Annotated in this window: 22 protein-coding genes and 1 pseudogene; 12 read left to right on the top strand and 11 right to left on the bottom strand. The window is 33.9% G+C overall.

Annotated features, from left to right (window positions below; all coding sequences use genetic code 11):
- Positions 1-29: 29 nt before the first annotated feature.
- From PI23P_RS10100 to tpx, 3 genes are read right to left on the bottom strand one after another with little or no spacing between them, the layout of a single operon-like run.
- Complete coding sequence (locus PI23P_RS10100; RefSeq protein ID WP_004570734.1) at positions 30-2,474, bottom strand: FtsK/SpoIIIE family DNA translocase; 2,445 nt, start codon at positions 2,472-2,474, stop codon at positions 30-32.
- 33 nt (positions 2,475-2,507) lie between these two features.
- Positions 2,508-2,888 carry a diacylglycerol kinase family protein gene (locus PI23P_RS10095; RefSeq protein ID WP_004570733.1) on the bottom strand — a complete coding sequence of 127 codons (381 nt, stop codon included), beginning with the start codon at positions 2,886-2,888 and terminating at the stop codon, positions 2,508-2,510.
- 4 nt (positions 2,889-2,892) lie between these two features.
- Positions 2,893-3,390 (bottom strand): thiol peroxidase, encoded by a 498-nt coding sequence (gene tpx / locus PI23P_RS10090; RefSeq protein ID WP_004570732.1) that lies wholly within the window; start codon positions 3,388-3,390, stop codon positions 2,893-2,895.
- A 128-nt stretch (positions 3,391-3,518) separates the two neighbouring features.
- Between tpx and PI23P_RS10085 the strand changes: the two genes are divergently transcribed.
- Entirely contained in the window at positions 3,519-4,910 is a 1,392-nt protein-coding gene (locus tag PI23P_RS10085) for an MATE family efflux transporter (protein WP_496559457.1), read from the top strand.
- 97 nt (positions 4,911-5,007) lie between these two features.
- Entirely contained in the window at positions 5,008-5,232 is a 225-nt protein-coding gene (locus tag PI23P_RS10080; RefSeq protein WP_004570730.1) for a DUF8828 family protein, read from the top strand.
- 63 nt (positions 5,233-5,295) lie between these two features.
- Here PI23P_RS10080 and PI23P_RS10075 read toward each other — a convergent pair whose 3' ends face one another.
- Genes PI23P_RS10075 through PI23P_RS10065 form a run of 3 tightly spaced genes read right to left on the bottom strand, consistent with a single transcriptional unit; the run spans position 5,296 to position 7,611 of the window.
- Positions 5,296-5,814, bottom strand: a complete 519-nt coding sequence (locus PI23P_RS10075; protein ID WP_238300018.1) for an OmpH/Skp family outer membrane protein — start codon at positions 5,812-5,814, stop codon at positions 5,296-5,298.
- A gap of 45 nt (positions 5,815-5,859) precedes the next feature.
- A complete protein-coding gene (gene miaA, locus PI23P_RS10070; RefSeq protein ID WP_004570728.1) occupies positions 5,860-6,786 on the bottom strand; it encodes a tRNA (adenosine(37)-N6)-dimethylallyltransferase MiaA in 927 nt (308 codons plus the stop codon).
- Entirely contained in the window at positions 6,787-7,611 is an 825-nt protein-coding gene (locus PI23P_RS10065) for an ion transporter (RefSeq protein ID WP_004570727.1), read from the bottom strand.
- Positions 7,612-7,801: 190 nt separating this feature from the next.
- Between PI23P_RS10065 and PI23P_RS12820 the strand changes: the two are divergent.
- From PI23P_RS12820 to PI23P_RS10045, 3 genes and pseudogenes are all read left to right on the top strand, one after another.
- Positions 7,802-9,067 (top strand): annotated as a pseudogene (locus tag PI23P_RS12820) (DUF4331 family protein).
- Positions 9,068-9,231: 164 nt separating this feature from the next.
- Entirely contained in the window at positions 9,232-10,527 is a 1,296-nt protein-coding gene (locus PI23P_RS10050) for a tetratricopeptide repeat protein (protein ID WP_004570724.1), read from the top strand.
- A 26-nt stretch (positions 10,528-10,553) separates the two neighbouring features.
- Positions 10,554-12,779: a TonB-dependent receptor gene (locus tag PI23P_RS10045; RefSeq protein ID WP_004570723.1), complete on the top strand. Its 2,226-nt coding sequence runs from the start codon at positions 10,554-10,556 to the stop codon at positions 12,777-12,779.
- A gap of 130 nt (positions 12,780-12,909) precedes the next feature.
- On the opposite strand, the gene PI23P_RS10040 is transcribed toward PI23P_RS10045, so the two are convergent.
- Together PI23P_RS10040 and PI23P_RS10035 are read right to left on the bottom strand one after the other, a co-directional pair.
- Positions 12,910-13,701: an anti-sigma factor gene (locus PI23P_RS10040; RefSeq protein ID WP_004570722.1), complete on the bottom strand. Its 792-nt coding sequence runs from the start codon at positions 13,699-13,701 to the stop codon at positions 12,910-12,912.
- Between the two features lie 3 nt (positions 13,702-13,704).
- On the bottom strand, positions 13,705-14,235 hold the full coding sequence (locus PI23P_RS10035; protein WP_004570721.1) for an RNA polymerase sigma factor: 531 nt from the start codon (positions 14,233-14,235) through the stop codon (positions 13,705-13,707).
- 143 nt (positions 14,236-14,378) lie between these two features.
- On the opposite strand from PI23P_RS10035, the gene PI23P_RS10030 reads away from it, so the two are divergent.
- Positions 14,379-14,597 carry a hypothetical protein gene (locus PI23P_RS10030; RefSeq protein ID WP_004570720.1) on the top strand — a complete coding sequence of 73 codons (219 nt, stop codon included), beginning with the start codon at positions 14,379-14,381 and terminating at the stop codon, positions 14,595-14,597.
- Between the two features lie 900 nt (positions 14,598-15,497).
- On the opposite strand, the gene meaB is transcribed toward PI23P_RS10030, so the two are convergent.
- Positions 15,498-16,565: a methylmalonyl Co-A mutase-associated GTPase MeaB gene (meaB, locus tag PI23P_RS10020; protein ID WP_004570718.1), complete on the bottom strand. Its 1,068-nt coding sequence runs from the start codon at positions 16,563-16,565 to the stop codon at positions 15,498-15,500.
- Positions 16,566-16,866: 301 nt separating this feature from the next.
- On the opposite strand from meaB, the gene cysS reads away from it, so the two are divergent.
- The 6 genes from cysS to PI23P_RS09990 all read left to right on the top strand — a co-directional run bounded on the left by cysS (position 16,867) and on the right by PI23P_RS09990 (position 21,717).
- Positions 16,867-18,345, top strand: coding sequence for a cysteine--tRNA ligase (cysS, locus tag PI23P_RS10010; RefSeq protein WP_004570716.1), 1,479 nt, complete (start codon positions 16,867-16,869; stop codon positions 18,343-18,345).
- A gap of 1 nt (position 18,346) precedes the next feature.
- Positions 18,347-18,568 (top strand): membrane protein insertion efficiency factor YidD, encoded by a 222-nt coding sequence (yidD, locus tag PI23P_RS12425; protein WP_004570715.1) that lies wholly within the window; start codon positions 18,347-18,349, stop codon positions 18,566-18,568.
- Between the two features lie 152 nt (positions 18,569-18,720).
- Complete coding sequence (gene lgt, locus PI23P_RS10005) at positions 18,721-19,578, top strand: prolipoprotein diacylglyceryl transferase (protein WP_004570714.1); 858 nt, start codon at positions 18,721-18,723, stop codon at positions 19,576-19,578.
- 7 nt (positions 19,579-19,585) lie between these two features.
- Positions 19,586-19,897 carry a DUF6787 family protein gene (locus PI23P_RS10000; protein ID WP_004570713.1) on the top strand — a complete coding sequence of 104 codons (312 nt, stop codon included), beginning with the start codon at positions 19,586-19,588 and terminating at the stop codon, positions 19,895-19,897.
- Between the two features lie 346 nt (positions 19,898-20,243).
- On the top strand, positions 20,244-20,849 hold the full coding sequence (locus PI23P_RS09995) for an NUDIX hydrolase (RefSeq protein WP_238300017.1): 606 nt from the start codon (positions 20,244-20,246) through the stop codon (positions 20,847-20,849).
- A gap of 49 nt (positions 20,850-20,898) precedes the next feature.
- On the top strand, positions 20,899-21,717 hold the full coding sequence (locus tag PI23P_RS09990; RefSeq protein ID WP_004570711.1) for a lysophospholipid acyltransferase family protein: 819 nt from the start codon (positions 20,899-20,901) through the stop codon (positions 21,715-21,717).
- Here the strand turns inward: PI23P_RS09990 and PI23P_RS09985 are convergent.
- Together PI23P_RS09985 and PI23P_RS09980 are read right to left on the bottom strand one after the other, a co-directional pair.
- Positions 21,714-22,715 (bottom strand): aldo/keto reductase, encoded by a 1,002-nt coding sequence (locus PI23P_RS09985; RefSeq protein WP_004570710.1) that lies wholly within the window; start codon positions 22,713-22,715, stop codon positions 21,714-21,716. The genes PI23P_RS09990 and PI23P_RS09985 overlap by 4 nt on opposite strands.
- Positions 22,712-23,944: an MFS transporter gene (locus PI23P_RS09980; protein WP_238300016.1), complete on the bottom strand. Its 1,233-nt coding sequence runs from the start codon at positions 23,942-23,944 to the stop codon at positions 22,712-22,714. Before PI23P_RS09980 ends, PI23P_RS09985 begins: the two co-directional genes overlap by 4 nt.
- Positions 23,945-23,951 lie beyond the last annotated feature (7 nt).

Here is a 23,951-nt window from a genome sequence, read left to right as displayed (position 1 = left end):
ATTTACTATTGTTTTTTTTTGATAAAAATTTAGTTCCCTTGTTCATTTCCTAATAGATGGTCTAACGCCACAAAATCTTGCACTAAAACCTGTCTAGCTTTACTCCCTTCAAAACCTCCAACAATTCCAGCGGCTTCTAATTGATCAATTAATCGGCCAGCCCGATTGTACCCTAGTTTTAGCTTTCGCTGTAAAAGAGAGGCAGAGCCTTGTTGTGCTGTAACTATAATTTCTGCAGCATCCCGAAACAATTTGTCTCGATCGCCAATATCAATGTCCATGGTGGTTCCACTATCATCGTCTACATATTCTGGCAATTGATATGCTTCAGCATATGCTTTTTGAGAACCAATAAAGTCCGTTATTTTTTCAATTTCTGGGGTATCAACAAAAGCACACTGGATTCTATTAATTTCATTTCCAGCAGTATATAATAAATCTCCTCTACCAATTAATTGATCTGCACCACCAGCATCTAAAATGGTTCTAGAATCTATTTTAGAAGTTACTCTAAACGCAATTCTAGCTGGAAAATTCGCCTTTATGATACCAGTAATTACATTTACTGAAGGTCTTTGTGTCGCTACAATAAGATGAATGCCGATGGCTCTTGCGAGTTGTGCAAGACGTGCAATAGGAGTTTCTACTTCTTTGCCAGCAGTCATAATTAAATCTGCAAATTCATCAATAACGAGTATGATATAGGGTAAAAATTGATGTCCATCATTTGGATTTAATTTGCGGGCTTTAAATTTTGTATTGTATTCTTTTATATTTCTTACCATGGCCAGTTTAAGCAAATCATAGCGGTTGTCCATCTCAATGCAAAGCGAGTTTAAGGTGTGCACAACCTTAGTGGTATCTGTGATAATGGCCTCTTCTACGTCTGGTAATTTTGCCAGATAGTGCCGTTCTATTTTATTAAAGAGGGTTAGCTCTACTTTTTTTGGATCTACCAAAACAAACTTTACTTCGGCAGGGTGTTTTTTATAGAGTAGCGAGGTTAAAACAGCATTCAATCCTACAGATTTTCCTTGACCTGTGGCACCTGCCATCAGTAAATGTGGCATTTTAGCTAAATCCACGACAAAAGTTTCATTGGAAATTGTTTTGCCAAGGGCTATTGGAAGTTCCATCGATGATTCCTGAAATTTCTTTGATGAAATTACAGAATGCATCGATACAACGGTAGATTTTTGATTGGGTACTTCGATACCAATGGTTCCTTTTCCTGGGATTGGTGCAATAATTCGTATTCCTAAAGCCGATAAAGACAACGCAATATCATCCTCTAAATTTTTTATTTTAGAAATTCGAATTCCGGCTTCTGGTACTATTTCATATAAGGTGATTGTTGGACCAACAGTCGCTTTAATTTCAGCAATGCCAATTTTATAGTTTTTTAAAGTTTCAACAATTTTATCTTTGTTTGCCTCTAATTCCTCTGGATCGATAGAAATAGTCTCGTTGTACTGTTTTAATAAGTTAAATGTTGGAAATTTAAAATTAGCCAACTCCAAAGTGGGATCGAATTCCCCAAAATCTTTCACCAACTTATCAGATAAATTCTCAGCAACACTTTTTTCCTCTGCAATCTCCTCGATATTAATTTCTACTTTCTTTTCATCTGTAATAACAGACGCTGTAGCCTTCTCTGGTTCGATTTTTTCTTCTACCGTAAGTCTAATCTTCTCATTTTTTTTGTGAGTATCGGAATGCTTAGAGATGGTTGGTTTTAAATCAATTACAGATTTTTCAAATTCAGACTGTTTCTTTTTATCAGAAGACAAAGGAATAGATGCTGATACTTCTTCTGCTGCGTTTGAAGTGATATGCTCTTCTTCTGCTTGTTTGTTTTGATGAGTGAAAGCTGCTTTTTTCTCTTTTATCAAATTAATTAATTGATCAAAAGTAATTTTATAACGCACAATTACGTAGGCTAAAAACAAGAAAAAAAGCAGTATTGTAAGTCCTGTTTTTCCAATAAAATCAATTAAATAGTCATTTATCTCAAAACCGATTACTCCTGAAAGTACGGCATATTTTTCAGGTAAAAACCCAAAGGTCACGGAGCATAAAATCATGGCAGTCAAACCGTAATTCCAAGAAACAATGATTTTAGATAGCTTTCTTTTAAATAGAATAAATAATCCACTTAAGAAAAGTTGATAAGCAATAATGAATCCTGCAATTCCAAAACCTCTAAAAATAAAAAAGTGACTTAAATTAGCACCAAATTTTCCTAATAAATTTTCGCTTTTTATTGCTCTATCAGAAAGGTGGTGGAGTGTGCTTTGATCTTCTTGGCCTTTAGAAAAAAACGAAATAAAAGCAATACACAAGAAAAAAGAAAATGACATTAAAAAAAATCCAAAAATTGTCTGTGCCTGTTTTGTTTTTAAAAAAGCAAAAATACTTTGTTTACTCTCTGTGGTGTCAGTTTTGTTTTTTAAGCTCGGATTTCTTTTAGCCATCGCTATTTAGGGTATTAAATATAATAGTTAGTACTAAAATAGTAAATTGATTTTTGGAATATAAATAAATCCCGCAATAATTAAAGAAGTAATTCCTGCGAACGTTGGCGCTCCAGCAGCGATATCTTTAATAAAACCTATCTTTTCATGATAGTCAGGATGCACAAAGTCGGCAATTTTCTCTACAGCTGTATTCAATGATTCAGCAACCAAAACCATACCTATAACCAAAAATTGGAACATCCATTCTGTACTAGAAATATTAAAAAAGCAGCCTAAAACAGTAACAATTATAGCCACAAAAACTTGTGCTTTGATACTGTCTTCCGTTGTTAATAACAACCAAGCCCCTTTAAATGCAAATTTTAAACTTCGCAATCTTCCCCTTACAAAACTATCCTTTGAATTTTTCATGCAACTACATTACTTTTAATGCCGCTTCATAATTTGGTTCTTCAGAAATCTCAGGAACTTGCTCAGCATAGGTTATGGTTCCTTTCTCATCAATAATTATTACAGCCCTAGAATGCAAATAGGCAAGGGGACCATCTGTAATTTCCAATTCATATGTTTTTCCAAAATCACCGGTACTAAAATCAGATAACATTTCAACGTTTGCAATCCCTTCAGCACCACAAAAGCGCGCTTGTGCAAAAGGCAAATCTTTAGAAATACACAGCACAACAGTATTTTTTAATTCAGCAGCGCTCTTGTTAAATGCTCTTACTGAGGCAGCACAAGTGCCGGTATCTAGGGAAGGAAAAATATTTAAAATTATTTTTTTTCCTAAGAAATCTTTTAAAGACTTTGTCTCAAGACTTGTTGTTTTTAGAAAGAAATCAGCAGCTTTTGTACCTACATTAGGTAAGGATCCTATTGTGTTTATTGCATTTCCTTTTAACGTGATTTGTGCCATTGTATTAGTTTTTTTATTTTTCAAAAGTAATTGTTTTTATTTGAAAAGTTAAATGAAAAAGGGAGAACTTCAAACTTATAATTATGAGTTTATTAGTACCTTTGCAACCGGAAAAAACGAATTTTAAAGTGAATATATCTCAGTACACGTCAGAGTTTAAGTACAATTGGAAATTGGCAGCACCCGTTATGTTGGGGATGTTAGGACATACGTTTGTAAGTTTTGTTGATAATATTATGGTCGGTCAAATAGGAACGGCAGAATTGGCAGCAGTTTCTTTGGGCAACAGTTTTATGTTTATCGCCATGTCTATTGGTATTGGTTTTTCTACTGCAATTACCTCTTTGATTGCTGAAGCAGATGCATCTGAAAATTTAGCACAAGCAAGATCTACCTATAAAAGCGGCTTGTTTTTGTGTACAACTTTAGGTATTTTATTATTCGGCTTTGTATATTTTTCTCATCCGTTAATGTATTTAATGAAACAGCCTAGCGAAGTAGTGGTTTTGGCAATTCCATATTTGAAGTTAGTCGCATTTTCTTTAATTCCTTTGGTTGTTTTTGAGGCGATAAAGCAGTGTAGTGATGGGATGTCTATGACAAGATATCCCATGTATGCCACCTTATTGGCAAATATTATAAATGTGATTTTAAATTATGTGCTTATTTTTGGGAAGTTTGGTTTCCCCGAATTGGGTATTGTAGGTGCAGCATACGGCACTTTAATTTCTCGAATTATCATGGTTATTTATTTGTGGCTGTTATTGCGGTACAAAGAACGATCGGCACAAATTGTAAAAAATATAAAATTCTTTGTTTTAGACCTTCCGAAAATGAAGAAAATTATTAGTTTAGGTTCACTAACAGCCATGCAAATGTTTTTTGAGGTTGCTATTTTTACTGCAGCTATTTGGCTTAGCGGTCTGTTGGGTAAAAATCCACAAGCTGCAAATCAAATTGCGTTAAACCTTTCCTCTATGACTTTTATGGTGGCGATGGGGCTTAGTGTAGCTGCTACCATTAGAGTTGGAAATCAAAAAGGTTTGCAAAATTACAAAGAGCTGCGTAGAATTGCATTTTCGATCTTTTTATTAGGCATATTGCTTGCTACTTTCTTTGCTTTTATGTTTTTTATTTTTCATGAAAGTTTGCCGAACATGTATGTAGATTTAAACGACACCGCCAATTACGCCGACAATATGGAAGTAATTTCTATCGCTGCAAAATTATTGTTGGCAGCTGCATTTTTTCAAATTTCAGATAGCATTCAAATTGTGTTTTTAGGCGCATTGCGTGGATTGCAAGATGTGAAAGTGCCTACTTTATTGACCTTTATTTCTTACTGGGTGATTGGATTTCCTGTTTCCTTTTATTTCGGGAAAGAGGATATGTACGGGAGTTTTGGTATTTGGTTAGGTTTGTTAGCAGGTTTATCAACAGCGGCTGTATTGTTATTCATCCGATTTAATACCTTAACTTTAAAACTCATAACAAAAAAATCAAAACTAGTAAAAAATTGAAATTTAGCTGAAGGTTTTTTAACAACACCGCATTTATTATCCCTCAATACCTTTTAAAGCTTATTGCAATTGCACACACATAAATAGTATAATTAACATGAATTTACCAAAATTTTTATTAGCAGACAACAGTGCTTCTCCAGAAGATATTTTTGTTTTACACACAGAGTTTCCTCGTTTTATGATTAATTTAAAAGATGATGAGATTGAGTGGTTCGAGGACTTAACTGGCGAAAATGAAGAAGATATTGCGACTGAGTTGGCAGATTTAATGGATAAAGCTGGCGTTTTTTATGATCAGGAGATGAAAGCGTATGAATAACGAAGACATCATAAATAAAAAAGCCTCCATTTTTTTAAATTGAAGGCTTTTTTACATTTTCTTTTATTGACGATCTGTAGGAGTTGAAATCCCCAATTTATCCATCACCAATTTCGTAATGTCAAAATTAGAATCAAAATAAGCAAATTGATTGCCTGTTACTGTAAATACTTGCGAATAGCCATTTTCTTTAGATACCACTGCTATTAAGTCACTCAACTTTTTATACAAAGGACGCATTAATTCGTCTCTTCTTAATTTTAGCAGCATGTTTGCGTTTTTTTGGTATTTTTGAAGTTCTTTCTCCAGTGTTGCTAATTCTTGCTGGATGGTCTTTTTTTCTAAAACACCCATCTCTTTTTCTCGCATCGCATACTTGTCTACTCTATTCTTAAAATCTACTACCTGTATATTAAAAGAGGAATCTAAGGTACTTCCGTATTTTTGTGAGGTGTCCATTGCAACTTTTGTTTCCGGCATTAAATTAACAATATAGTCACTATCGATAGTGCCTACTTTATTTTGCGCTATGGAAAAGGAAGTTGAAATAATTAGGAATGTAACGGCTATTTTTAATTTCATTTTTTTCATTTTTTAGATATTGAAACGCGCAAATTACAAAATTTATTAGTTTTTTAAGTTGTTCATTTTTTCAGCAATTTTAGAAATAATCGTGTTGGTTGGTGTTAAGTAATCGAACCAGAGCGTTGACAAATCCCTTTTAAACCAAGTCAATTGCCTTTTTGCAAAACGTCGGCTATTTTTTTTAATTTCAGAGATGGCAAATTCTTTTGTAATACTGCCGTCAAAAAAAGAAAACAACTCTCTATAACCAACCGTTTGTAAAGCGTTTAGTGTTCTGTGGGGAAATAATTTTTTTGCTTCCTCCAACAAGCCATTTGCCAGCATTTGATCTACACGCTGATTTATTCTCTGATAAATAATAGCTCTGTCCGCATTTAAACTAATGGTAATTATTTGAAAATTTCTAGGTTTTTTGGGCTTGTTTTTAAAAACAGCGTAGGGTATTCCAGTGCCAATACAAATTTCTAAAGCGCGCATTACGCGGTGTGGATTCTCTAAAGCAATGGTCTGATACGTTTCTATATCTAAGTCTTTTAATTGTTGCTGAAGTGAAGCAATTCCTTCTTTTTCCAATCGCTGGGTCAAGGCTTCGCGTATTTGCGGAGCAACTTCTGGAAAATGATCCAAGCCTTTTAAAACAGCGTCTACATACAAACCGCTACCCCCAACCATTATTTGAGTTGGATTCTCTTTAAAAAGAACGGTTAGTTTTTCTAAGGCATCTCTTTCAAATTCGCCTACATTATAGGCGTCAAAGACGCTTCTGTTTTGAATGAAGTAGTGTTTTGCCGCTGATAATTCGGCTTTATTCGGCACTGCTGTTCCGATGGTCATTTCTTTGAAGAACTGTCGGGAGTCACAAGAAATAATACTCGCATTAAAGGCTTTTGCCAGCTCAATACTCAAAGCTGTTTTTCCAATAGCTGTGGGACCAACAATGGTGATTAAGGTGTTTTTAATTATATCCATTTAATTTAATGTACTTCCGCAATGATAACAAAAAACCGCCTTTTCTATGTGCTTTTCTTTTAAACAAGCTGGGCAAGATTGCGTATTTGTATCGATATCTGAATCTTTTTTTGTCATTTCCGCACTTACAATTCCTGTTGGAATGGCAATAATTGAATAGCCTAAAATCATGATTGCGCTTGCAATTAACTGCCCTAGTGCAGTCTGTGGAGCAATGTCTCCAAAGCCTACGGTCGTTAGTGTAACAATTGCCCAGTAAATACTTTTTGGGATGTTTGTAAAACCGTTTTCCGCACCTTCGATCATATACATTATTGTTCCTAAAATGATGCAAATAATCAAAACAAAAAATAAAAATACGGCTATTTTTGCACTGCTTGATCGCAGTGCAAATAGTAGTTTGTTGGAGGCACCAATGTACCGCGCGAGTTTTAAAATTCGAAAAACCCGCAACAGTCGAAGCGCTCGCAAAGCCACCAAACCTTGAGAGCCAATAAAGATTAAAGACAAATACATTGGAATGGTGGATAGAAAATCAACCACCCCATAAAAACTAAAAATATATTTGAAAGGCTTCTTTATTGAGACAACACGGAGTGTGTATTCTATTGTAAATAATATCGTTATGATCCATTCACCAATGTTTAAGGAAGTATGAAATTTTAAATCAAAACTATCGATACTTTCAAGCATGACCAGCATTACACTAGCTAGAATTGCTATTAATAAGACGATATCAAAGAATTTACCTTCTTTGGTGTCTGCCTCGTAGATAATTTCGTGAAGGTGTTCCTTCCAAGAACGTTTTTTTACAGAATCAATCAAAATTCAGCGTGTTTTCTTTTACAATACTACAAATATTTCGTCAAATTAAAAATTATTACCATCAATTTTATCAATATCTGTAAGGGTTTTAAAAATAAATTGAAAAATAACACCTTTTTTTAAAACCAGATGTCAAAGCATCTCGTAAGTATGTTTGAGAATCAATTAAATATAAACAAAAACTCAAACAATGAAAAAAAGTAAAATTTTATTAGGAACTGCTTTACTAGCAGTAATCGGATTAATTACAGTTGCAGCTGATCACATTGATGCACCAGCAACACAGGGAACTACCGCAGACATTTCAGATTTTTATGCCTTTCAAGGAGAAAACACAGACAATTTGGTTTTTGTAGCCAATGTCCAGGGTTTATTAAGTCCTATTGCAACAGATGGCGCATCCTTTGATGAAAATGTACTGGTAGAGATTAACATTGATACTGACGGAGATAGTGTCGAGGATTTAGTGATACAAGCAATTCCAAGAGACGGAGTTATGCATTTCTTTGGTCCAATATTGCCCTCATACACTGGAAAAAATAGTGCTATTTCCGAAATGTCTTCTGTACGTGGAGAAGTGGCAATTACACCGTATGGTTCAAATGCTATCATTGCAACAAGTGATGCGGGAATAAAAATGTTTGCAGGACCAAGAGATGATCCTTTCTTTATGGACTTTGCGAGATATGGAGAAATTATTGCAGGTACTGCCACAGGTTTTAATAATCCTGGAGCCGATACATTTGCAGGTTCAAATGTGCTCTCTATTGTAGTAGAAGTTCCCAAGCAGATGATTGGTACTTCCGGTGCAATTGGCGCTTGGGTAGAAGCAAAAGTAAAACAATAACTAACAAAAATTTAAAAACAAAATATCATGAAAATCAATTTTATAAAATACACGGCTGCAATAGTACTATCATCAATAGTTTTGATAGGGTGCAGTAAAAATGATGCTGACGATAATTCAATGATGATGGCAGAAGAAATGGGACCCGATTTTTCTGGAACCTATATCTTAAAAGATCAAATTGGAAGACCTGCTGTAAACACAGTATTTGTTTCTTCAGCCAATAAAGATGAATTCAACGGTACTATTCCGTCTGAGCAAAATGCAAATTTTCAAGGAAGATTTGAAACAAATTTAAAAGCTTTAAGTCCGGCCTTTGCAAATGAAGGTGATATGAATGCTTTAGGTCAGGATGCGGCAGCATTTACCGGATTATTAGCAACAGATGTATTGGGTGTTTCTTTAGATGGTAAAACTACCTTTTATGACGGCGTTGCAGAAAATACATTGTCAGGAAGAGCGCTAGCAGATGATGTAATTACCGTAGAATTATTGTTGATTTTTGGTGGAGAAGATTTTTCCGAAAATCCAACCTTATCTAACGACAACGTAGACAAAAATGATAAAGAATTCTTAACTAGTTTTCCGTATTTAGCTTCTCCTTGGTAAAAATTATTTAGATCTGGCATATGTTTGGGGGAATGTGTGTCAGTATTTAAAAAATAACAATGAGCCTTTATATTAAATTTCTAGTGTGTTTTATTTTTAAAAGACACTAGTTATTTTTATTATTTGTAAGCAAACAAACAGACCAATAAACTAAAAAACAAACAATGAAATTTTTCCAACTACTTTTATTATTTGTAACTTTTTCTATCGCAACGAGTTGCAATACACCAAAAAACAAACAAATAACAAATATTAGAGAGTACAACGCGTTTCTAAAAAACTCAAAAAATACATCCCTTAAAAACATACAAGAAGAATCTAATTTTTGGACAAAAAAATTAGAGAAAACTCCCAATCAATATCCATACAATGTCAAATTAGCGGCAGCAAATAATGCTGTTTTTCAATTAACAGGAGAAATACAGTCTCTGAAGAAAGCAGAAGAAAATTTAAGAATAGCAAATAAAAAGACAAATTATAAAAATGCAGGCTTCCTAAGAAGCTTGTCTAAAAATTACATTTCTCAACATCGTTTTAAAGAAGCGCTAAACCTGCTTAAAAAAGCAGAAATCAATGGAGAAAATTTACAACAGACCTATTTTATGTTGATTGATGTACATCTAGAATTGGGAAACTTAGTAGCAACGGAAACCTATTTATCTAAAGTAAAAAACTTTAAAAGTTTTGAGTATTTGATTCGAATTTCTAAGTACAATGATCATTTAGGGAACTTAGACAAGGCCATTGAATATTTAGAGGCTTCTTTAAAGATTGCAAAATCATCAAATAACAAAGCACTAATCCAATGGAATTATACAAATCTAGCAGATTATTATGGGCACGCAGGTAGAATTAAAGATTCTTATAAAGCATATTTAAGTGCTTTAAAACTAAACCCTAATAATAGTTATGCAAAAAAAGGAATTGCTTGGATTGTCTATTCTTACGAGAGAAACCCCACAGAGGCGTTGCGAATTTTAGAGGTTGTAACAAAAGAAAATACAGCTCCAGATTACCATTTGTTAAAAGCAGACATTTTAGATTTTATGGGGGATGCTGTTGGTAAAAGGAAACAGATAGAAGCATATCTCGTCAAAGTATCTGATATTAATTACGGTGTAATGTATCATAAATATGACGTTTTGCTGTATGCAGAAAATATTGAAAAAAAAGAAAAAGCATTGCAAATTGCAGTACAAGAAGTCTCTGAAAGACCAACAGCACAGTCCTACGATTTACTGGCGTGGTCTTACTTTAAAAATGGGGAAATAGTAAAAGCCTTACAAATTGCAGAAAGCTATGTAATTGATAAAAGCTTTGAGCCCGAAGCAATGTTGCACACTGCTTATATTTTAAAAGCAAATGGCAACACAGAAGCTGCAAATAAACTAAAAGAGGAACTAATTAAAAGTCTGTATGAATTAGGTCCCTTAGCCGAAGATGAAATATTAGAAATATAAATTCTTGGATTCTAAAAAGGTATAAAATGAAAAGTAAATTAATTGTATTTATTTTCTTAGCAAATTGTCTGCAACTGATAGGTCAAGAATTAAAAGGCCGTGTTCTTGACGTTTTTAATGCGCCAATAGAAAATGCATATGTTTTTAACGCTGTATCAAATGCGCATACACACACTAATTTTAACGGAACTTTTAAAGTAAATAACTCTAAAGTTGGAGATACCATTCAAATTGGAATTTTAGGTTTTAAAAAGCAAAAAATAGTTCTTGAAAAAAAGAGTTTTAAAGATTTAGTAATCGTTTTAAATACCAAGATTTTTCAACTGAAAGAACTGGTTTTACGAAAAGAAATGAATGCTTTACAAACGATCGCTAAGCTAGATTTACAAGTGAATCCTGTAAACAGTTCCCAAGAACTTTTAAGAAAAATTCCGGGTTTAATTATTGGACAACATGCAGGAGGAGGAAAGGCAGAGCAGATTTTTTTACGTGGCTTTGACATAGACCATGGCACTGATATTGCTCTTTCCGTGGATGGGATGCCAATTAATATGGTTTCACATGCACATGGGCAAGGGTATAGTGATTTGCATTTTATAATTCCTGAAACCATTCAGAAAATAAATTTCGGCAAAGGACCTTATGATGCGAATCAAGGTGATTTCAACACTGCTGGTTTTGTTAATTTTTCAACAAAAAAGAGCCTTCAGAAAAACAGGGTTTCTTTAGAGGTAGGTCAGTTTAATTCTCTTAGAACTTTAGGCATGTTCAATCTTTTAGAAAATAAGAAAAATGAAGATGCATATATGGCCATAGAATACATTTCAAATGACGGTCCTTTTGACTCACCGCAAAACTTTAGTCGGTTAAATGTATTTGGAAAATACACCGCCTTTTTGAATGGGAAAGACAGGGTTACACTAACAGCTTCTCATTTCACTAGTCGTTGGGATGCTTCTGGTCAGATTCCAGAAAGAGCGGTAAAAAATGGAAATATAGATCGCTTTGGTGCTATTGATGACACCGAAGGAGGAACTACTTCAAGAACTAATTTTAATGTACAAATGCAGAAAGTTTTGTCTGAAGAGTCGGTTTTGAAAACCAATATTTTTTATTCTAATTATAACTTTGAACTGTTTTCAAATTTCACATTCTTTTTGGAGGATCCGATAAATGGAGATCAAATTAGACAATTTGAAAACAGGGATATTTTTGGAGCAAATGCTAAAGTAATTTCAGACATACAATTTGGAGATATACCAGCAAAATTCACTAAAGGTGCTGGTTTGCGCTACGATTTGATTAATGACGTAGCACTCTCACACACAAAAAACAGAAAAGAAATTATTGATAGAATTCAGTTAGGAGATGTGAAACAAACAAACATGTATGCATTTTTTAATGCTGAATTTAATTTGGGAAAATTTAAAATTTCTCCGGCAGTTCGTCTCGATTACTTTAAATTTATTTACAATGATGCACTGCAAATAAATTACGAAACTTTGACTAAAAATAAGGCGATAGTTACTCCCAAATTCAATATTTTATTTAGTCAAAACGAAAATTTACAATGGTTTTTAAAATCAGGTATTGGCTTTCATTCAAATGATACAAGAGTCATTTTACAACAAAATTTAGATAAAATATTACCAAAAGCGTACGGTATGGATTTTGGTAATATTTGGAAGCCTGTGCCAAAAATGGTTTTAAATACAGCCGTTTGGTATTTATTGTCTGAAGAAGAATTTGTATATGTTGGCGATGCTGGTATTGTGGAGCCCTCAGGAAGGTCCGAACGTTTTGGATTTGACTTTGGTGTTACGTATCAATTTACAGACTGGTTATTTTTAAATACAGATTTAACCTATACAAAAGCAAGAAGTTTAGAAAATCTTAGTGGCGAAGATTTTATTCCTTTAGCACCAGATTTTACAATGGTTGGTGGTTTGTCAGTGGCCAATTTAGGAAATTTCTCAGGGGGTTTGCAGTATCGATATATTGACGATAGACCTGCAAATGAAAATAATTCTATTGTTGCTCAAGGATATTTTATCGCTGATTTTAACGTCAACTACAAAATGAATGACATAACCCTAGGGGTTGCAGTAGAAAATATTTTTGATATCGCTTGGAACGAGACACAGTTTGCAACAACTTCGAGATTGCAAAATGAAATAAATCCAGTTGAAGAAATTCATTTTATACCGGGGACTCCATTTTTTGCAAAAGCAAGTATTCGGTATACGTTTTAAAAAAAAATAGTAAGATTTTAATCAAGTTTGTTTGGTTAATTTTGGTTGGGTGAAATGTCCGTGATACGTGTATCACGGATATTTTTTTGTTTCAAACAAACTTTGATCGCGTGGGGTAGGTGTGTAAAATTTAAATGGTGGAAGCGATAAGCCCCAAAGTATAAAGTTGCTCTAAATTTGGGAATTCACTACCTCCAGAGGGTTCCAAGGTAATGCCAAAAGCTTCTGATTTGCTTGTGTTTTCTTTGGTAAATACTTTGTATGTATTTGCAGTAAAAGTATCTAAAATACCTAAACTTGTAGGAGTCAATGGATTTAGAGTTAAAGACCAAACTTGGTATACTTTTCCTTTTGGTGGCGCTGGTAAACCCTTAGCATCTATGTAAATACTTTTCGTTTCCTTGTCCCAGTAAATATTTGCATATGAATCTGGTGAGATCTTCTGACCTGCTAACGGGACGGAAATGATGTTTTTGTCTCTAAAAACAGTAATTAATTTTTCTGCTTCGGCTAAATTTGTGGATGCTTTTTCTATTTGCTCTTTTAACTGTTGTTTTTCAGTAGCAACTTGCTGCTCCAATTGGTTGTTTTGAGAGATAGACCAAATTAACGAACTTCCAACGAGTATGGAAGCCGCCCAACCAGAGTATTGTAACCAATTTACTTTTGTTCTAGAAATTGGAACTATTTTCGTTTTTTTGCGGTTAATTTTGTCTTGAATTTCTGAAAATGAGTAGGCGATGTCTTTCTGCGCTCCTGAGGCAGTTAGTTTTACAATCGCTTTTTCTATGGATATTACTTCAGCGAGTAATTCAGGATGCACTTGCATTAAAGCATCGACTTCTCTGTTCTCTTCTTCAGAGAGCAAACCTGCTATATACAGTTCTAAAATTCCGGTTGCGATGTATTTTTTAATATCCATTTTTTAAACTCCAAGCATTACTCTTAATTCAGAAATACAATTTCTGTTCCTTGTTTTTATCGTTCCAATTGGCATTTCTAGTTTTTCAGAGGCCTCTTTCTGTGTATATCCTTTAAAATATAAAAGTTCTATTACAGATTTACAAGTGGTCCCCAGTTTGGTCACATATTCCTTCAAACCGATGGTGTTTGTTGCCTGGTCTAAATTGTCATTTGTTTCTAATATATCTACGAAAAAATCTGCGTTAAGGTTTTGTTTAGACTGTTTATATTTTTTAGAACGCGTATAATCAATGGCGGCATTTCTTGCAATGTTGAGTATCCAAGTAAAAAATCTGCCTTTTTCTGAAGAGTATGTTTCCGCTTTATCCCAAGCCTTTATAAAAACATCTTGTGTGATTTCCTGCGTAACATCTGAATTTTTTACGATGGTGTAAACCACGCCCGAAATACTATCACAATACATATTGTATAGTTTTTCATAGGCTTTTTGGTCTTTCTGCTGAAATTGTAAAATAAGATGTTCTAAATTCATAAATAATAATCGTCTGCTAAATTATTAATTCTTTTTGACAAATAGCGGTTTACGGATATACTTATTACTCTCTATTTACTCCTCTTCACAAATAAGCTAAATTATTATAAATTTAAACTTTATAATTACTGAATTTAGAGCATTTGGAGGTCGATCAGGGCACTGTTGGAATTGCACCCATTGATCTTAAAAATTTGTATGGAACTATTTCACCTGACAGTGGTCTCTCTCATCATAATGATGCTAACGCTATCCTTTTATTGGGACCCTCAAACCAAAATCTTGTGATTGATGAAGGTGCTATTGGAAACAATAGTTTCATATATAGCAGTTCGGATGCTTTTGTATTACGGAATGGCTGAAGATTTTCAAACTTTAGTACTGAAAAAATCATATGTAAACCGATCTCAAAGGAAGCGGATTTGCCCAAAATTCTATGTTTTATAATAACTCTGCAAAGTTATTAGATATTCCTAGTAGTAAAAATATTGCAGAAGAAATGTTGCGGTCACTCGAAAATTGCAGCTTTATGAATAATACTGTAGATCAGGACGCTTTTATGTATATGACATGTTTTAGGCATTATTTCCATTAAAAACACTATTTTTTTTACAATGTAATTAAAGATGGTTTCATGAGAATTACAAGGGGGTGAAGCATTACTTATCGAGAGTTCTACCATTATAAAAAATAGTAATTCATATTCAAACAGCAGTGCAATTAGTGTGTAACGTGTCTCCATCACGATAAAAAACTGAATCTTTAAAACAAATTAAGATTTTAATATACATTAAAAGGAGCTGGTAAGTGTAGTCGTAAAAAACACTTTTATTTCCAATGATTCAAAACATCCTTCTTCAGGTACTTATGAAGCAATTTATACTGGTGTCGCTGGTTTAGAAAGCGCAATACCTGAAGAAAACAAAGGCTACTTAGTAAAGTTGAAAAATGTTTCGAACTTAATTAATAAAGGTATCGAAGATGCTTAAAATCATTATAAGTGAAGGATTTATAGCAGTGTCGCTATGGATATTGGAGCGTATGAATTTGAAGGAGTAAATGACACTTCATTATTAAATGTTCTTAATAAAATTGATGCTATAACGGTTTATAACACCGTTGGCGATTAGGTTCACGAATTCCAGATTCCTTTTAAGCATGTATAAATGCGATACTTTAGAAAATTAGATAGGTTTCGCTGCGTTTTCAATTCTTTTGTGAAGTGAAAATTAAGAATTTTAAAATGTATTATAACAACGAGACTACATTTCTAACAATTTTTTTGCCGCTTTAAATGGGGTTGTTTTACCAGTCTCTAAATTGTCAATTTCTTCTTGTAATGCCTTCTTAATTTTTATCTTGTTATAAAAATTATCCTTTAGTTGTTGGTCAATTGTTGCCAACAGCCAAAATTTATTTTGCTCATTCCTTTTACGATTGAAATGTAAATTTTCTTTAGTCAAGGCAATATAGTCTAGAATCAATGCATCAATTTTTTGTATTCCAGAATTGTGAAGTGCACTAGCCGTAAGCACTTTAGGTTGCCATTTGCTTTCCTTTAATGGGTATAAATGGAGAGCTCGATTGAATGCAACCTTCGCTATTTTTGCATTTTGAATGTTTTCTCCATCTGCCTTGTTGATTACAATGGCATCTGCCATTTCTATGATTCCCCGTTTTATTCCCTGCAATTCGTCACCAGCGCCTGATAGTTTTAGCAGTAAGAAGAAATCTACCATAGAATGCACCACCGTTTCTGATTGTCCAACACCTACAGTTTCTATAATAATAGTGTCAAAGCCTGCTGCTTCACAAAGGATAATACTTTCTCTTGTTTTTTGTGCAACGCCTCCTAAAGAGGTACCCGAAGGAGAGGGTCTGATAAATGCATTTTCATCGGTAACCAATTCTTCCATTCTTGTTTTATCTCCAAGAATAGAACCAAGGTTAATAGAGCTACTTGGGTCCACGGCTAATACAGCCACTTTTTTTCCTTTGCCTGTTAAGTGTTTTCCAAAAGTTTCTATAAAAGTACTTTTACCAACGCCTGGAACTCCAGTAATTCCAATTCTTATTGAATTGTTAGCATGGGGCAAACAAAGCTCTAAAATTTCATTCGCTTTTTGTTGGTGCTTTGGATTGGTGCTTTCTATTAAGGTAATTGCCTTGCTTAAAAGGGTAATATTACCTTGTAAGATTCCCGATACAAAAGCAGCGACTGAGTTTTGCTTTTTGCGACTCGTTTTAATTTTTTCTGCGGACGCTGGACTGGTCGTTTTTTGTTGTGAAATGCCATCTCTTTCATGCAGTGCAGAAGGTTTTTTATCCATGATAAATATTAATACGTAAATTTAAAGATAATAAATTAGAAATTCAATAACTAACAAGGCAATTAGATCTGTGATCAAAAATGCCACATTTCTTTAAAATAAAAAAATAGACTTTTGCGTTCATTTTAAAGAGGATGGAATTTGGTTTCATCAAATAAATAATCCAAACTTTAATTTTAAAAAAATAAGGTGCTTTACAGTTTGAATCTATTTTTCCGTTTTCTAAAATTTCCCCTGTGTTCAATTTCTGTATTCTTAATAAAGTGTCTATCTTTATCGGCTGTAATCAGTCACTTTTTCAATGGAACGCTATAAAGAAAATCAATTAAAAGTATACAATTCTCTCTCTAAAAAGAAAGAGGATTTTAAGCCCATAACTGCAGGATATGTTGGAATGTATGTCTGTGGTCCCACAGTATATAGCAATGCGCACTTAGGCAACGTGCGGACTTTTATGTTTTTTGATATTGTCTTTAGATATTTATTACACTTGGGGTACAAGGTACGTTATGTGCGTAATATTACAGATGCAGGTCATTTAGAAAATGATGCAGATGAAGGTGAGGACAGGATTGCTAAAAAAGCACGTATTGAAAAGATAGAACCCATGGAGGTTGTGCAGCGCTATACGGTAGACTTTCACAATGTTCTTAAAAATTATAATTTTTTACCGCCAAGTATAGAGCCAACAGCAACGGGTCATATTGTAGAACAAATAGAAATGATCAAGGACATTGTTAACAAAGGATTCGCATATGAAGTAAACGGATCTGTGTATTTTGATGTTTTAGCATATAATAAAAAAGAGCACTACGGCATTCTCTCAGGAAGAAAAGTAGAAGATTTAGTCCACAATACTAGAAGTTTAGACGGGCAGTCAGATAAGAAGAATCCACAAGATTTTGCACTTTGGAAAAAGGCCGAAGAAAAGCATATTATGCGATGGCCCTCTCCTTGGAGTGAAGGTTTTCCTGGATGGCACTTAGAATGTTCTGTAATGAGTACCAAATATTTGGGAGAGCAATTTGATATTCACGGAGGTGGAATGGATCTAAAGTTTCCACATCATGAATGTGAAATAGCACAATCAAAAACATGCAGTGGAAAAACACCAGTGAACTATTGGATGCACACAAATATGCTGCTGTTAAACGGACAAAAAATGGCAAAATCTACAGGGAATTTTATTTTACCCAATGAAATATTGACTGGAGAGAACGATATTTTACCAAAGGCATTTTCTGCAAGTGTGGTGCGTTTTTTTAATTTGCAAGCCAATTATCGGAGTATTCTAGATTTTTCAGGAGCTGCCCTAGAAGCTTCAGAAAAAGGCCATTCAAAATTGATGGAAGCTGTTAATGTTTTAGAAAATTTAGCTACCAGTTCGGTGTCCTCTTTTGATGTCGAAAAATGGAAAAAATCTTGTTATGCTGCAATGAACGACGATTTTAATACGCCTGTGTTAATTTCTTATTTGTTTGAAGCGGTAAAAATAATCAATCAAATAAAAGAGCAAAAAGAAAGCATAACAGCGACTGATTTAGGCGTATTACAAGAAACCTTAAATACTTTTGTGTTTGACGTTTTAGGACTTACAAACGAAGTTCTGTCACACCATTCGGAAAAGACAAATGGAGTGGTTGAGTTGTTAATAAAATTGAGGAAAGAAGCAAGAGAAAATAAAGAATGGGCGTTGTCTGATCAAATTAGAGATGAATTAATTGAATTGGGCATTCAATTAAAAGATGGAAAAGATGGGACTACATTTTCATTGAACTAAATTGAAAAAAATAATAGCATACCCGTTTATTTTATTGGTGCGTTTTTACCAGGTGGCAATATCCCCTTTTACCCCATCAACTTGCAGATACAGCCCAACTTGCTCTCACTACGCTATAGAGGCACTTCAAAAGCACGGTTTTTTCTTAGGAAGCTGGTTGGCTCTAAAAAGAATATTTAAATGTCACCCTTGGGGTGGCAGTGGTTATGATCCAGTACCTTAGCAAACAGTAAAAAAGTGTATTTATTTTTAAAGCAATAAAGATTGTAATCAGCCTAAAAGGCGTGCCAATACAAAATGTAAAGCGCGGCAAATTTGTTAAAAAGAAATAAAATTAATTAGAGACGACATGCGTTCAAATACAATATAATTATTATGAGTTTTTTAGCAATAGAGTGGAACCCTTCGATCGGAATTGATTTAGGTTTTTTTGTAATTCGGTGGTATAGTTTAATGTTCGTAACTGCTTTTTTATTAGGGCTTCATTTTATGAAGAAGATTTATGTAGAAGATAAAATTCCCTTAGAAAAAGTAGATCCGTTATTTATGTATGTTTTTCTTTCCATGCTGATAGGGATGCGCTTGGGAGATGTTTTCTTTTATAGTTGGGATTATTATCAACAACACCTCCTAGAAATATTCTTACCAATAAAAGAAAGTAGCTCAGATTTTTTATTCGGCTTTATTAAAGGGTGGAAATTTACAGGATTTACGGGTTTTGCAAGTCATGGTGCAGCGATAGGTATTCCAATTGCTATGTTTTTTTACGCGAAAAAGCACTTAAACAAACCTTGGCTTTTTATATTAGATCGACTGTCTATTATGGTCGCGTTGGCAGGCTTTTTTATTCGGTTTGGAAATTTTTTTAATTCAGAGATTTATGGAAAAGAGACGGGTACTAGTTTTGGTGTAATTTTTAAAGCAGCCGGAGAAACAACTGCGAGGCATCCTACGCAGTTGTATGAGGCTTTTAGTTATCTCGCCTTGTTTTTAGTAATGTGGTTTATATATTGGAAAACAACTAAAAAAGAGCAAATTGGTTTTCTTTTTGGATTGTTTATGTTAGTTTTGTGGTCTTTGCGCTTTATCATTGAATTTTTAAAAGAGCCACAAGTTCAAAAGAGGGGACAAGAGTGGCTTTTTAGCCCATTAAATACTGGACAAGTATTGAGTATACCTTTAGTACTAATTGGAATTTGGCTTATGTTGAGAAAATCAAAAAAACAAGCTTAAGATTTTTATGGAAAAATTAAAACAACGTTGGAACATTGATAATAATTGGTCTTTTCTTGCGATATTTATTGTATTTGCACTTAACGGTTCTTTTGCAACTTGGGTTGCAAAACCAATTACAACTTTTTTTGGACTGAATCCTGAAACGATTTCTAGTTTTATTTATTGGCCATTGAGAATCTTATTAATTTTTCCAATTTATCAATTAACTTTGCCAATTATTGGTTGGCTATTCGGACAATTTAAATTTTTCTGGGCTTTTGAAAAAAAATTTTTAAGCAGGTTAGGATTGGGTTTTTTATTTAAGAACAAGGATTAGTTGCTGTGTAAATTTTAGAGCACGCTCTTATTTTTAAAATGTCTTAGCTGTAATTTTACATAGGATTGAAATTATATCTTTAGTAAGAAACGCTTCTTTACAAAAGAAGGCCTATTTAAAACGAACATTTCTTTATTTTTTGATTTTAATTCTTGCGATCATCAAATAAAACTGTTTACAAGATACACGTAAAATAAGTGCTCTTTCGGCAGTGCAGCATTAAAGAGTGAATTGCACTAATCTTATTTATCTATCATGCAAAAATTAAATGTTGACTTAAAAAAGAATTGGATTACTAAAATATTTATGCAAAGTGGAATTTAGTCAATTCAAAAATAAAATAGCTGTGCTTAAAACTCAAAAAATAGGTGGTTTGACAGCACAGCTAAAATTGGCACCCTCCGTTCGCTTGAAATATAATATTGATGAAATAGCTGCTTACAATCCTAAAAAAGCTGCGGTGCTGGCAATTTTTTATCCCAATAAAAAGAAACAAGCCGTTTTCCTACTAACTAAAAGAGCAAATTATAAGGGCACACATTCTTCACAAATAAGCTTTCCTGGAGGTAAGATACACAAAGAAGATACCACACTGCAGGAAACAGCTTTAAGAGAGACCTATGAAGAAGTTGGAATCTCTCCAGGATCTGTAGAAATTGTAAGAGTGTTAACTCCAGTCTATATTCCTCCGAGTAATTTTTTAGCGACGCCATTTATAGGAAGTACAGAAACCATGCCTTCTTTTTTAAGGAACTATGAAGTTGCTGAGATAATTGAAGTTTTAGTCTCAGATTTATTAGACGATGCGACTCTCGCTACTGTAAATATTACCAACACTTATATGGATAATAGAACTGTACCATGCTTTATGTTAAACGGCTACGCCGTTTGGGGAGCAACAGCGATGATGCTTTCGGAAATTAAAGAACTTTTAAAGTGTTCTTTTAAATGATTTGTTTTGTAGATTTGCTAATAAGCAATTAAACAACCACCCATACACAATGCCTTTAATAAAAAGAAATCCTTTTGGCCATATTTTATTTTTAAAAAAGATCATAATTAGAGCTTGTGGCGTAGTTTCACATGCCAGGTATCGAAAATTTAATAGTTTAAGGATAGAAGGTTCAGATGTTATAAGAGCCTTGCCAGAAAAAAACGTTCTTTTTATTTCAAACCATCAGACGTATTTTGCAGATGTTGCTGCGATGATCCATGTTTTCAATGCGGCTTTATGTGGAAGAGATGATTCTATAAAAAATATTGGCTATATATGGAATCCGAAATTAAACGTATATTATGTTGCTGCCGGAGAAACTATGAAATCTGGGTTATTGCCAAAAATATTTGCCTATGCGGGTTCCGTTTCGATAGACAGAACTTGGCGTAATTCGGGAAAAAATGTGAATAGGCAAGTAAAGAATTCTGATATTTCTAACATTGGTAAAGCAATAAATGATGGTTGGGTAATTACTTTTCCACAAGGCACAACAACACCATTTAAGCCTATTAGGAGAGGAACCGCTCACATTATTAAAACCTATAAGCCTGTTGTAGTACCAATTGTGATAGACGGTTTTAGACGTTCTTTTGACAAAAAAGGATTGCGCATAAAAAAACGAAATGTTTTACAATCAATCGTAATTAAAGAGCCTTTAGAAATCGATTATGAAAATGAAGAGGTTGCAGATATTATTACAAAAATAGAATTTGCAATTGAGCAACATCCCTCGTTCTTAAAAGTTTTATCTCCAAAAGATGCAGAAGAGTATTTGAACGAGGAAGCGGTGCTCAATAAGCAGCGTGAATTCTGGAGCTCTTAAAGCTCGCAAATTTCATTGATTAACTGCAATTCTTTTTCTGTGAAACTTGTGTTTTCGATTGCCTTTACACTGTCAATAATCTGTTCAGTTTTACTAGCACCAATCAAGACAGATGTAATTCTTGGGTCTTTTAAAATCCAAGAAATGGCCATTTGTGCAAGGGTTTGGCTTCTATTCCTCGCAATTTCATTCAATCCTTTAATTTTAGGCAGCATTTCAAGAACTTGAGATGTGTTCAAAAAAGGACTGTCTTTTACAGCTCTTGAATCTTTAGGCAAACCATGAAGGTATTTGTCGGTCAACATGCCCTGAGCTAGAGGAGAAAAACAGATAGCACCAATTTTAGATTTTTCAAGCAAATCCAATAGACCGTCCTCAACCCATCTATTTAGTAAATTATAATTTGGTTGATGCAACAAGCAAGGAGTTCCTAAATCTTTTAATATTTTAAAAGCCTTTTCTGCTTCTTCAGGTTGATAGTTCGAAATGCCAACATACAAGGCTTTTCCTTGCCGTACCATTAAATCCAAAGTTCCCATGGTTTCTTCCAAAGGAGTATCGGTATCAGGCCTGTGATGATAGAAAATATCAACGTACTCTAAACCCATTCTTTGCAGACTTTGATCTAAACTGGCCACTAGAAACTTCTTGGATCCTAAATCTCCATAAGGTCCGGGCCACATTCCGTAACCGGCTTTGGTAGAAATAACGAGTTCGTCACGATAAGAACGAAAATCATTTTTTAATATTTTACCTAAATTTTTTTCTGAAGATCCTGGAGGAGGACCATAGTTATTTGCCATGTCAAAATGCGTAATTCCGTGATCGAAAGCACATTTTAAAAGGTTTCTAGCATTTTTAAAATTATCCTCTTTTCCAAAATTATGCCACAATCCCAGTGAAATCTCAGGCAACAATAAGCCACTGTTTCCAGTTCTTCGATAGTTCATCTTCTCATAGCGATTTTCATCGGCTACATACTTCTTTTTTTTACTCATAACTTTGATATGCTTTTTCTAAATCCTAGAGCGGCCAACAAACCAATAATAGGAATAATTGTAAATGTTGTAAATAAATGTTGGTATTCTATTAGTGTTGGATTTTCTCCTAGCATATATCCCATAAATAGTGACATGAAAATATCGGGTGTAAAACCGGCTACCGAAATGACTCCAACTAGAGTTCCTGTCATTTGAATAGGTGTTTTTGCTTCTTCAATAATAGCAAAATACAATCCTCTTAAAGAATACGTTCCCAACGCCATAAAGATAAAAACTAAAAACGATAAAAATACCGCTTGGGTGTTAAAAAAACCAAAGCCTAGAATTGTAGATGTTACAATAAGGACCGCGAAACTAGGTATTATAATTTTAGAAGGAATGTATTTGTCTGCTATCCAGCCAACAAGAATGGCGGCAATAGGTCTTAATAATTGAATGAAAACTGCAAAGTAAGTAGCTTCTTCTAAAGAATATTTCCAAACGTCTTTTGCATAGGTTCCATATACTTCTGTAAGTTTGTAAGAAGAATACGCACAAAAAATAATCAAAGAGTGAAAAATTACTTTTTTCTTCTTCATTAAAGAAAAAGCTGTTTTAAAGTCGAAATGAAAGGCGGTTCCCGTTTCAAACTGTATCGGATCTTTTGGAAGTGCTTTCCAAACTAACAAAGCAACCAAAAACACAATAATTGTATTGGCCCCAATGATAAACTGTAGTGTTTCTACCTTATTACTATAGGTAACTTCCAGACCCTTTTCTGGGAAAAAATAGGTTAATATGGAGGCTCCAAATAAACCTATTAGTGCGGCAAAAAAACCTCTTCCTCCATCTAACAGCCCAAAAGATAAACCTTGATTGTGTTTATTTCCCCATTGTCTCGTTGCTTTTATTAAAGATGCCCAAAATAATAGAATGGTTGAAAATCCCCAAAAAGCATATAAAATTTTAAGGGTGAAAATAGAGGGAATTAGGACCATCGAAAAGCCGCCAATAGCAGTTAAAAATAAAGAAATAGATAATAATTTTTTAGGTTCCCACTTGTCTGCAATAAAACCACCAAAGAAATAAGAAAGCAAAGCAGTAACTCCATATAACGCCTGCGCCTCCCCAATTTGAGCGTCAGTAATTAGAAAGGCCTCTCTAATTACTGGCTTAAAAATGCGCATTTGAATAAATGGTAATAAAAAGATTGCCTCTCCTGCAAGAATCAAGGCAACCATTGACATCCCTTTG

The sequence above is a fragment of the Polaribacter irgensii 23-P genome, assembly GCF_000153225.1.
GTDB lineage: Bacteria > Bacteroidota > Bacteroidia > Flavobacteriales > Flavobacteriaceae > Polaribacter > Polaribacter irgensii.
Note: the sequence above shows the minus strand (reverse complement) of the source record. Positions and strands in the feature narration are given on the sequence as shown.

Coding starts and splice junctions, on each gene's coding strand:
- PI23P_RS10100 (WP_004570734.1), bottom strand. CDS start 2,474: ATGGCTAAAAGAAATCCGAGCTTAAAAAACAAAACTGACACCACAGAG.
- PI23P_RS10095 (WP_004570733.1), bottom strand. CDS start 2,888: ATGAAAAATTCAAAGGATAGTTTTGTAAGGGGAAGATTGCGAAGTTTA.
- tpx (WP_004570732.1), bottom strand. CDS start 3,390: ATGGCACAAATCACGTTAAAAGGAAATGCAATAAACACAATAGGATCC.
- PI23P_RS10080 (WP_004570730.1), top strand. CDS start 5,008: ATGAATTTACCAAAATTTTTATTAGCAGACAACAGTGCTTCTCCAGAA.
- PI23P_RS10075 (WP_238300018.1), bottom strand. CDS start 5,814: ATGAAATTAAAAATAGCCGTTACATTCCTAATTATTTCAACTTCCTTT.
- miaA (WP_004570728.1), bottom strand. CDS start 6,786: ATGGATATAATTAAAAACACCTTAATCACCATTGTTGGTCCCACAGCT.
- PI23P_RS10050 (WP_004570724.1), top strand. CDS start 9,232: ATGAAATTTTTCCAACTACTTTTATTATTTGTAACTTTTTCTATCGCA.
- PI23P_RS10045 (WP_004570723.1), top strand. CDS start 10,554: ATGAAAAGTAAATTAATTGTATTTATTTTCTTAGCAAATTGTCTGCAA.
- PI23P_RS10040 (WP_004570722.1), bottom strand. CDS start 13,701: ATGGATATTAAAAAATACATCGCAACCGGAATTTTAGAACTGTATATA.
- PI23P_RS10035 (WP_004570721.1), bottom strand. CDS start 14,235: ATGAATTTAGAACATCTTATTTTACAATTTCAGCAGAAAGACCAAAAA.
- meaB (WP_004570718.1), bottom strand. CDS start 16,565: ATGGATAAAAAACCTTCTGCACTGCATGAAAGAGATGGCATTTCACAA.
- cysS (WP_004570716.1), top strand. CDS start 16,867: ATGGAACGCTATAAAGAAAATCAATTAAAAGTATACAATTCTCTCTCT.
- lgt (WP_004570714.1), top strand. CDS start 18,721: ATGAGTTTTTTAGCAATAGAGTGGAACCCTTCGATCGGAATTGATTTA.
- PI23P_RS10000 (WP_004570713.1), top strand. CDS start 19,586: ATGGAAAAATTAAAACAACGTTGGAACATTGATAATAATTGGTCTTTT.
- PI23P_RS09990 (WP_004570711.1), top strand. CDS start 20,899: ATGCCTTTAATAAAAAGAAATCCTTTTGGCCATATTTTATTTTTAAAA.
- PI23P_RS09985 (WP_004570710.1), bottom strand. CDS start 22,715: ATGAGTAAAAAAAAGAAGTATGTAGCCGATGAAAATCGCTATGAGAAG.
- PI23P_RS09980 (WP_238300016.1), bottom strand. CDS start 23,944: ATGTCAATGGTTGCCTTGATTCTTGCAGGAGAGGCAATCTTTTTATTA.